At 67.3% G+C, this 9353-nt stretch carries 9 protein-coding genes and 1 pseudogene; 5 read left to right on the forward strand and 5 right to left on the reverse strand.

The features are described 5' to 3' along the window. Window positions 1-91: 91 nt before the first annotated feature. Entirely contained in the window at window positions 92-388 is a 297-nt protein-coding gene (locus tag ABZ444_RS50960) for a hypothetical protein (RefSeq protein WP_358012556.1), read from the reverse strand. Window positions 389-481: 93 nt separating this feature from the next. Here ABZ444_RS50960 and ABZ444_RS50965 point away from each other — a divergent pair, with 93 nt between their 5' ends. Next, window positions 482-1069, forward strand: coding sequence for a TetR/AcrR family transcriptional regulator (locus ABZ444_RS50965; protein ID WP_358012558.1), 588 nt, complete (start codon window positions 482-484; stop codon window positions 1067-1069). Window positions 1070-1265: 196 nt separating this feature from the next. Here the strand turns inward: ABZ444_RS50965 and ABZ444_RS50970 are convergent, their stop codons facing one another. The 4 genes and pseudogenes from ABZ444_RS50970 to ABZ444_RS50985 all read right to left on the reverse strand — a co-directional run bounded on the left by ABZ444_RS50970 (window position 1266) and on the right by ABZ444_RS50985 (window position 5019). Continuing rightward, complete coding sequence (locus tag ABZ444_RS50970; protein ID WP_358012560.1) at window positions 1266-1757, reverse strand: NUDIX domain-containing protein; 492 nt, start codon at window positions 1755-1757, stop codon at window positions 1266-1268. A gap of 634 nt (window positions 1758-2391) precedes the next feature. Then, complete coding sequence (locus ABZ444_RS50975) at window positions 2392-2799, reverse strand: DUF5655 domain-containing protein (protein WP_358012562.1); 408 nt, start codon at window positions 2797-2799, stop codon at window positions 2392-2394. A 657-nt stretch (window positions 2800-3456) separates the two neighbouring features. Then, window positions 3457-3597, reverse strand: a pseudogene (locus ABZ444_RS50980) (IS630 family transposase); the annotation flags it as partial. A gap of 528 nt (window positions 3598-4125) precedes the next feature. Continuing rightward, window positions 4126-5019 (reverse strand): LysR family transcriptional regulator, encoded by an 894-nt coding sequence (locus tag ABZ444_RS50985; RefSeq protein WP_358012564.1) that lies wholly within the window; start codon window positions 5017-5019, stop codon window positions 4126-4128. Between the two features lie 119 nt (window positions 5020-5138). Between ABZ444_RS50985 and ABZ444_RS50990 the strand changes: the two genes are divergently transcribed. From ABZ444_RS50990 to ABZ444_RS51005, 4 genes are all read left to right on the forward strand, one after another. Next, window positions 5139-5900, forward strand: coding sequence for an SDR family oxidoreductase (locus ABZ444_RS50990; protein WP_358012566.1), 762 nt, complete (start codon window positions 5139-5141; stop codon window positions 5898-5900). Window positions 5901-5977: 77 nt separating this feature from the next. Further along, entirely contained in the window at window positions 5978-7276 is a 1299-nt protein-coding gene (locus ABZ444_RS50995) for an erythromycin esterase family protein (protein ID WP_358012568.1), read from the forward strand. A 10-nt stretch (window positions 7277-7286) separates the two neighbouring features. Then, a complete protein-coding gene (locus ABZ444_RS51000; RefSeq protein WP_358012570.1) occupies window positions 7287-7409 on the forward strand; it encodes a hypothetical protein in 123 nt (40 codons plus the stop codon). Further along, window positions 7406-8737, forward strand: a complete 1332-nt coding sequence (locus tag ABZ444_RS51005; protein ID WP_358012572.1) for an MFS transporter — start codon at window positions 7406-7408, stop codon at window positions 8735-8737. The genes ABZ444_RS51000 and ABZ444_RS51005 overlap by 4 nt, the downstream gene beginning before the upstream one ends. Window positions 8738-9353: the final 616 nt, after the last annotated feature.

Below are 9353 nucleotides of genomic sequence, written 5' to 3' on the forward strand. Positions count from 1 at the left end.
AACGCCCGCGCGCAACCGAAGACCAGCTTCGCCGCCAGCTCACCCATCCGAAGCTGGACCAGTTACCCGGTCAACGTTGCGTGACGGGCCACTAGATATAGGGGTTGGCGATCGGCTCGATCCCGAGCCACACGCCGTCGGGGAAGCCTGTGGCGCCGCAGCGTTCCCTGGCATTGACCAGAGTCTGGGAGTTCTCGTAGCGGCGGGCGGCCTCCTCGGTTTCGGCTTCCAGGACCACTATCACCGTGTTGTCGTGGTTGGCGTCGACGAAGGCGCCGGCCACCGTGAGGCCGTGCTCTCGGCGGGCGGCGTCGAGCTCCGGCTCGTAGAACCACTTGGCCCACCGGTCGAGGTCGTGAACGCGCTGCTTGATGAGCATGACGCTCATGCCTGGCCTCCTAAAACGAAGGTTCGTTTTTTTTAATCTTCCGCGCAGCGGCTTGAGCTTGTCAAGAGAGCGAATGTTCGTTTTACTTTGTGCGTGCCACGCGTCTCCGTCGAACACCTCGAAGCCCGCCGCCGCCAGATCATGGCCGCCGCCCGTCGGTGTGTCGGCCGTAAGGGCTTCCACTCCGTTTCCGTCCAGGACGTACTGAACGAGAGCGGGTTGTCCGCGGGTGCCGTCTACCGCTACTTCTCCAGCAAGGAGGAGCTGGTCATCGCGGTGGCCGACGAGGTCCTCGACGGCGTGCGCCTCACCTTCGAGCAGGCGCTCACCCGACGCCCGCTGCCGCCGCTGTCCGATCTTGTGGCCGAGGTGTTCAGTCAGGACGCCCCCATGGACGCCACGCGGGAGTCTTGCCGACTGATGCTGCGCTTCTGGGCGGCCGCCGCAGACGACGAGGCCCTCGGCGCGCGAATGGCCGACCTGCTCACGCAGGTCCGTGCGCTGTTCGCGGAGGCCGTCCGCGCCTACCAGGAGCATGGGCTGGTCGCCCGCGATGCCGATCCTGTGGCCGTCGCCGATGTCCTGATCGGCATCGTCCACGGCTTCATCGTCCGTACGGCCTTCACCGAGGACACCGGGGTGGATGCCCTACGCGCAGGTCTTCGAGCGCTGGCCGGATGACATCGGTCCGTGGTGGGGCAGGAAGTGGGCGCCTGCAGCGCGTCGAACACCCGCGGCGGGGATCAAGAGCTCGGCCGGCTCCAGGTAGTTCAATGCAGGTCGCCGGGCATACCCGGTCCACTCTGAACCGGCTCCGGATCAACCTGAACGCAACTCGGCGAATCCAGAGAGCTGATCATGGGCGCTCGAAACGCCGTTACGCGGTCACATCACTGCGGCCCTCCGGGGGGAGACAGCGGTACAGATCAAGGCCGACATCGAGAAGTTCCGTACGGCGTCGCTCCGGGAGCTCCGCCAACGAGACCCACGCCGCCTGGTCGGAGCTGCCGCCGGTTTCGTTCTGCAGACACCCTCCCACCACGGCCACTTCGTACAACAGATTCATCGCGTGGACCTCGGCATCCGCACTGCGCCAGACATTGGAATGAACTCCGAGCAGCCGGACGACTTTCACCCGGTACCCGGTCTCCTCGTGCACTTCGCGGACGACCCCGTCAGCGGGATGTTCGCCGTGCTCCACGCCGCCACCTGGCGGTCCCCAGCGGGAGTCCGGTGCTGCGAACCGGGACAGAAGTATGGCGCCCTCTTCGTTGACGCATATCCCGTAAGCCCCGACCCGCTGAACCGGATCACAACGGTTCGCCATCTGGCGATGGTGACATATCACGCCTCGACGGCGTCGATTCATTCCGAAGAGAGCGAGCGAAACGGATGGCGGCGTTCGCGGGTGCAGCGGAGGAATCGGAGGCGGGAACCGGCCGTTACGTCGCGACAAGGCCACCGCAACATCCGCCCCTGATCGACGTTCCTACCCCCGACGACATGGAGACCGAACGCCCGCGACCAGGCCCGAGCGCGTCAGGGGGAGCAGTGGCAGGACCGTGACGAGGCCGCTACCGGAAATGCAACCGGCCGAGCTTCCGGATCACGGAGATCGGGGAGCCCGCCCAGGTAGTCGAGGTAGGCCGCCCGGAGCTCGAATCCGGAACCACGGATTGAATGAAGACACCTCGATCCAGGTTCGAGGCTTCGACCAGCGGTCGCGGTGTCCGTGGAGGTACGCCGAGTTCCGTCCCCTTGGCTGTACAGCCAAGCCACTCTCAGCTCGGGAGACTGCGACAAGGCCATTTCGCGCATGTTCCGAATCTTGCTTGTCCTTCTGGGCATCCCAGCGGAGTTGTGATGGAGCGGCGTTGTCAGCTCAGGAACTGCGACGATCACCCGCGTCGGGGCGCTGCGCTGGACGCAAGGCCGGTCGTGAGCGTCCGTGATCGACCCCTCGTTCCCTGTCTAATTGCACGATCGGCTAACGATCAGGGACTTCACGCCTCGTGCCGGGGTTGACCTTGTTGTGAAGCACCCAGGTGTCCGCCCTGACCCACTTCGTACGCCTCGCGGAGCCAGCCGGCGAATTCCTCATCAAGCTCGGCGACATCAGAGATTCGGAAGGCATGAACGTACAGCCGCTTCGTGTACGGAGACACGCTGGTGATGCGGCCGTCGTCGCTGATCGGGCGCTGAATGTCGAAGTACCCTCGGAGCCCTCGCGCGTCCGGCTTTGCTCCGGCGAATCCTCGACGTGTCCCCTTGACGGTGATCATGCTCTTGGACACCGCGTACGTGAAGGGACCGCACGCCTCGACCAGCCTGACGAATTCGTGGTACAGGGCTACCGACGTGTCGGGCATGCCGTCAAGGTGATCATCGATCGTCCATGTCTTCTGGCTCATGGACCGCGAAAGTAGCAGGCGGCAGCGACGGTTTCCGCGCTCCGAACCCGCACGTCCCCGACCATCCCGGCCTGCCGCCGCCCCGCCCCAAAGAGACGCGGCCATGCAGCCGACGATCAGCCACCTTGCCCACGTGCGGGCCGGGGTACGGCGGCGCGCCGTGCCGCCGCTGAGCAGCTCTTCGGATGACCACCAGACGACGGAGGACCGGACTCCCGTCAGCGGGATCCCGGTCCTCTTGGCTGTGAACGGCGGCTGTACAGCCTCGCCCGACATGATCGAGAAGAGGTGTTCGAGCCGGTAGGGCGCCCGGGGCTCGAACCCGGAACCTACGGATTAAAAGACGACAGAATCTATGCCGGGGTGTGTTTCATCGCTTTGATTTGTATCGTTCAAGTGGATTTCAGCGCCTTTGAAATGTCTTAAAATATCAGCCGGTGTTCATGGGTGCCGATGGCCGAAGAGCACGCGACGAGCACGCGCCACGGGCTCCGGCGTGCCATGGCGTGCCCTTGACGGTTCGATCAGTTCACGGATTCGGCCGGGACGGGGACTGCAGAGCGCTGTTTGCCATTTCTTGCCAGAGGTAGTCCTGAGCTGCCTGTGGTGAGAGACATTCTGCCTGGACAGAGATGAGAGCCGCGCGCCTAGCTAGTGTCATCCGCCTAAAATTCGCCGGCAATATGCAGCAAGGGATTCGAGGATCTCCTCGGCGGTCTTGGTCCAGACGAACGGCTTGAGGTTAGAGTTCCAGCGGGCCATCCAGGTGCGGATGTCGTCCTCCAGCGCCTGGACGCTCTTGCCGTCCGCGCATCCGAGCGCGATCTTCGCGCGCATCGCCACGACCTGCGCGGATTCGGTCCGCCGCGCCCATCGCTGCAGCACCGCCCGCTCGGCCTCCGACACCGTCAGCTCCGCCTTGAGCCGGCCCGTGCGCACCTCGTCGGCCAGCGCCTCCAGCCGACCCCGGGCGAAAGCCACACGCCACCTACGCACCGTGCTCTCCGCAAAGGCCCAGGTCCCGTGCCACCTGCGCCGTGCTGATCCCCGCCCCCCGCACACGCCGGCACGATCCTCGCCCGGACCGCCACCCTCGACGACTCCACTGACATGCCGATCAGCCGAGCCCGCTCACTGTCCGATAAGTGGATCTCCACTGCGGACGGTCCTGGATGCACCACAACCAACACCATGCGGACTTATCCTGCGAATTTCAGGCGGATGACACTAGGCGGTGGCTCGGTGCCCTTCCAGAGGGTGCTTTACTCCTGTGTCCCATGCTGGCCGAAATGCAGTTCCTCGGTCGACGTCAGGAAGATCTCGATGTCACGCAGTTCCGTGATCAGCGTCCCGGGCCGTCTCGGCGAAGCGGCGGATAAGGTCGTTCTCCGCCGCCGTACGCCAGGCGAGCACCCAGGCGACCGGTGGGGCGTCCAGTATGGGCAGGTAGACGAGGTTGGGCCAGGGATAGAAGGGCGCGGCCTCGGCGACGGACGCGGCCACGGCCTGGCCTGCGCCGACGCTCTTGAGCAGGTCGTCCCAGTTGGCGACCAGGGGCCCGCGCGCGATCGGTCGGCCTGCGGGGGTGTGGAAGGGCTGGAAGACCTCTTCCAGGTACGCCGGGATCGGAGAGGCCTGGGCGGGGAAGGTAAGGTCGCCGAAGTCTTCCCGGCACACCGACTCGCGAGCGGCGTAGGGATGACCGGCTGAGACGATGAGCACCTGCGAGGAGGTGTGGGTGACGGGGCCGACGGTCAGATCGGGCTCGCGCAGCGGGAGCCAGACGTTGCCCACGTCGATCTCGCCAGAGCGGAGTAAGGCCAGCGGATCCACCGTGTTCATGTCGCGGTGGAGCAGCTGGACGGCTGGATACCTGGCCTGGAACAACGTGACGATGGGGTCGATCTTCCACGCTTGGGAGCCGCCCATGGAGCCCACGCGCAGGGTTCCGCTGATGCCACGGGCTGTGGCGGAGACGGCTTCGATGCCGTCCATGATCTGCCGGTATCCTGCGCTGAGCTCGCGATAAAGCTGCTGCCCTGATGGCGTCAGCCGTACTGAACGGCTGGTCCGGTCGAAGAGCGGGACGCCGATCCGGCGCTCCTGCTTCTTGATCGCCTGAGTGATCCGGGCAGGGGACACGGACAGCCGTTCGGCGGTCCGGCCGAAGTGCAGCTCCTCGGCCAGCGTCAGGAAGATCTCGATGTCACGTAGTTCCACGATTCTCCCCCGGCATTAACTCTTGGGTTAATCCACCCTTGCGTTCTTTGGCGTTGTTCCTGGTGACGGGTCTCGTCGATCCTATCGGTCAGACAATCCATCTCATTCCGGAGAATTCAATGAGTAAGACGGCACTGGTGACCGGGGCTTCGCGAGGGATCGGCCGGGCCATCGCACGGCGGCTGGCGGCTGAAGACACGCTGGTCGCCGTGCACTACGGCAGCAACGAGGCCGCCGCGCTGGAGACCGTGGAGCTGATCGAGAAGGACGGCGGCCGCGCGTTCCCGGTCCGAGCCGAGCTGGGCGTGCCCGGGGACGTGGACGCGCTGTTCGCCGGGCTGGAGGCGGGCCTCTCCGCGTGGACCGGCCAGGCACGGCTGGACATCCTGGTCAACAACGCCGCCATCAACACCGGCGGCCCGATCGAGGTGATCACCCCAGAGGCGTTCGACCGGCTGTTGGCGATCAACACCAAGGCGCCGCTGTTCATCATCCAGCGTGCGCTGCCGCTGCTCAACGACGGCGGCCGGATCGTCAACGTGACCACCGCGGCGACCCGGATCGCGATGCCGGAAGCGCCGTACGCGATGAGCAAGGCCGGCGTCGAGGTGCTCGCCCGCTCGCTGGCCCAGCAGGTCGGCGGGCGCGGCATCACCGTGAACGCAGTGGCGCCCGGACCGACGGTGACCGACATGAACCCGTGGATGCTCGGCAACCCCGAGGTTCAGCAGATGGTCGGCACCGGCAACGCCATCCCGCGCGTCGGGCAGCCCGAGGACGTCGCCGACGTGGTGGCCTTCCTGGCCTCAGAGGCGGGCCGATGGGTGACCGGCCAGATCATCGACGCCTCCGGCGGCTGCTTCCTCGGCCCCAAGATCTGAGCTGTCAACCGTTTGTCGCCGGGCTGTCAGCGTGGCCCGGCACGCTTCGTCACATGTCACTGACAGGAACCCCGTACATGAGAACCACGATCGCCGCCCTCGGTCTCGCCCTGGCCGCGACCGCCACCCCGGCCTTCGCCGCCACTGACGCCGACATCATCGCCGCGCTCGACACCGTGGCCAAGCCGCTCACGCGTGACCTGGACGCCTTCGGCGCCATGGTCGGTGACGCGCAGGTGGTCGGCGTCGGCGAGGCCACCCACAGCAGCGCCGAGTTCTACACGCTCAACCAGCGGTTGCTGCGCTATCTGGTGACCGAGAAGGGGTTCACCACCTTCGCGCGAGAGCTGAGCTGGAGCACCGGCGTACGGCTCAACGATTATGTGCTGGACGGCAAGGGCGACCCGCGTGCCATCTTCCGCGACGAGGTCAAGGGACCCTACGACCTGTTCGACAACCGTGAGTTCCTCGGCCTGGTCCAGTGGATGCGCTCCTACAACGCCACCCACGCCCGCAAGGTGCAGTTCATGGGCGCCGACCTGCTCTATCCGGGCGACATCCTGTTCGACAAGGTCCTCGGCTACGTCAAGCGGCGCCATCCCGACCAGCTGGACGAGTTCACCAAGCTGTACGACGGTCTCCGGCCCACCACCAAGAACGCGGGCGAGTACATGGGGCAGGCGCTCGCCGTGCCCCTGGAGAGACGGCAGGACTACGCCAAGCGCGCCGCTCAGGCGCTCACGTCGTTGGAGAAGCAGGCCGCGGACCGGTGGGTGGTGCAGCACGCCCGCGCGTTGTCGCAGACCTTCACCGACTTCGCCTTCGACCAGAGCACCGCTGAGGGCCGGCGTGCGGCCGCGCTCTACCGGGACACCGTCCTGGCCGACAACGTCGCCTGGTGGAACAGGACGACCGGCGCCAAGATCCAGATGTCGGGGCTGAACGCACACCTCAGCTACACCCCGATCGACACCGTGTACGTCCCCGGCCCGATGGGTGGGCTGCTGCGCAAGCGGCTCGGCGACCGCTTCGTGACCGTCGGCACCACCTTCGACCGCGGCGGCTACAACTACACCCCCACCGGCAGTGACTGCCCGAAGCCCGCCGAACGGCCCATGACCTGCAAGGGCTCGGTCGAGGCCGCACCTTCCGGCTACAACGAGCACGTCCTGGACCAGGTCCGCCACCGCGACTTCGTCCTCGACACCCGCACGGCCCCGCCGGCGGCGAAGCAGTGGCTGGCCCAGGAGCGGCCCACCCGGGTCATCGGCGGCGGCTTCTGGACACCCGAGCAGGCGTTCCAGACCTCCCTCGGCAAGTCCTTCGACGTGGTGATCCACTTCCACTCGGTCAAGGCCGCCCACCTGCTGCCGTGAAGAACCTGCCATGAACAACAGAGAGCACGGGCCGCGCGCCGCAGAGCGCGCGGCCTTCTCCGACGCCGTGATCACGATCGCGCCGTTACGGCCTGCTCCGCGCCGGCAGATCATCGAGGGGAATGCCAAGTGATCCCGAAGCCGACCAATGATGTGGCGAAGCCCCCGAGCGGGTTCGGGCGGCTGTGGACCGCGCAGACGGTGTCCTCGCTCGGTGACGGGGTGACGCATGCCGCGTTGCCGCTGCTGGCGTTGACCGTGACGCGGGATCCGATGGCGCTGGCCGCCGTCACGGCTGCCGGGACGCTGCCCTGGCTGCTGTTCGGAATGCTCGGCGGCGCGTTGGTGGACCGCTGGGACCGTCGGCGCACCATGTGGATCGCGGACATGGCGCGCGCGGCGCTGCTCGCGACGGCCGCCGCAGCGGCCGCGCTGGACGTGCTGAGCGCCGGGCTCCTCGCGGCCGTCGCGTTCCTGCTCGCCCTCGGTGGACTCTTCTTCGACACGGCCGCCACGGCCTACCTGCCCGATCTGCTCGGCCGTGACCCCGTACTTCTGCAGCGTGCCAACTCCCGCCTGCGCGGCGCCCAGACCGCCGCGTCCGGCTTCGCGGGACCGCCTGCGGGCAGTGCGCTGCTGGCGCTCGGGCGGGCGGTCCCGCTGTTCACTGACGCGGTGTCATTCGCGCTGTCCGCCCTGCTCGTACGATCGCTGCCCGCCGTGCCGCGACCTGCCGCGGGCGCCCGCGCGTCACTGCTGCGCCAAGCCCGAGCCGGGGCCTCATACGTCTTCCGGGATCGGCTGCTGCTCGGCCTCGCGCTCCGCCCGGCGGTCGGGAACATCGCCTTCGTCGCTGTGGAGACCGTCCTGGCGCTCTTCGCGCAGGAACGTCTCGGGATCGGCGCCTTCGGCTTCGGCCTGCTCCTCACCGCGGAGGCCACCGGGGGCCTGCTCGGCGCGGGCATCGCCGCCTTCCTCGGCCGGCGACTTGGCACCGGCACCGCGTTGACCTGCACGGCCACGGTCGAAGGATTGGCCGTCCTGGGGCTTGCCGCCGCCCCGAACCCCTACGTGGCCGGGCTTGCGCTTGCCGTCTGCGGGGCGGGCATGGGCGCCACGATGGTGCTCGCGCCCTCGCTGCGGCAGGCGGTCGTCCCGGGCCACCTGATGGGCCGGGTCACCTCCACTTCCCGCATGCTCGCCATGTGCGCTGCCCCGTTCGGCGCCGTGCTCGGTGGCTGGCTGGCCACCACCTACGACCTGCGCACCCCGCTCTACACCGCCGGTGGCCTCCTCCTGGCCATGACCGCCGTCACGGCCACGATGACCAGCAACCGCCGAGTCGAGAAGGCACTACGTGACGCTGCCTCGGCTGGCGGACCAGCTCACACCGAATCCGAGAATCCCCTTCGGGAAGACACCCCCCAACCGCGGCAACCTAGCGAAGCCTCGCCGCACTGAACGACCCGACGTCACTGAAGCACCGCTGAGATCAAGGCTCGAGACAAGTGGCTCCGCCACTCCGGATCCCCCGCCTGTCGAGCCGATCAGCATCGCGACAGGAAGGGCGGCACGATCGTGCAGGAGAAGGCGCCGCAGTGCCAGCTGCACGGCGGAGGATATCCCCCCATGTGCGGCCGTACAGGCTGGGGGAGTCTCTGGGAGACGGTCCAGTGGGCCACTCCCGCGCAGAACTACGGCTACCTCCCCTACTCGTGCGTGCGCCCGGCGTGAGACCGGAGCCCTTCAGGGCCTCCGTGCGGCGCCGCGACGCCGTCATGCTGCTCATGATGCGGGGCGGCCACCTCAACAGCAGCCGCCCGCCCTGGCATGCACGGCCGCCGCGCACGCCACGGTGGCGATCTGCCTTTCCTGGTCGGCGATCAGTCAACGCCACGGCCGGCTCCTTTCTCGGCGCTGGGCACCGGAGCGTCCTCAGCCGGGCCGCGCATGGAGAACATCTCTGACAATCTGACCTGCGGCTAGGCCGTGTTTCGAAAGATCGCGTGTGAGGCGTGTCGGTGATCGTTGAACGAAGAGGTCTCCGGTAGTTGGTTCAACGACCAAGAAGAACGAA

Source organism: Nonomuraea sp. NPDC005730 (assembly GCF_040630865.1).
Lineage (GTDB): Bacteria > Actinomycetota > Actinomycetes > Streptosporangiales > Streptosporangiaceae > Nonomuraea.

Coding starts and splice junctions, on each gene's coding strand:
- ABZ444_RS50960 (WP_358012556.1), bottom strand. CDS start 388: ATGAGCGTCATGCTCATCAAGCAGCGCGTTCACGACCTCGACCGGTGG.
- ABZ444_RS50970 (WP_358012560.1), bottom strand. CDS start 1,757: ATGAATCGACGCCGTCGAGGCGTGATATGTCACCATCGCCAGATGGCG.
- ABZ444_RS50975 (WP_358012562.1), bottom strand. CDS start 2,799: ATGAGCCAGAAGACATGGACGATCGATGATCACCTTGACGGCATGCCC.
- ABZ444_RS50990 (WP_358012566.1), top strand. CDS start 5,139: ATGAGTAAGACGGCACTGGTGACCGGGGCTTCGCGAGGGATCGGCCGG.
- ABZ444_RS50995 (WP_358012568.1), top strand. CDS start 5,978: ATGAGAACCACGATCGCCGCCCTCGGTCTCGCCCTGGCCGCGACCGCC.
- ABZ444_RS51000 (WP_358012570.1), top strand. CDS start 7,287: ATGAACAACAGAGAGCACGGGCCGCGCGCCGCAGAGCGCGCGGCCTTC.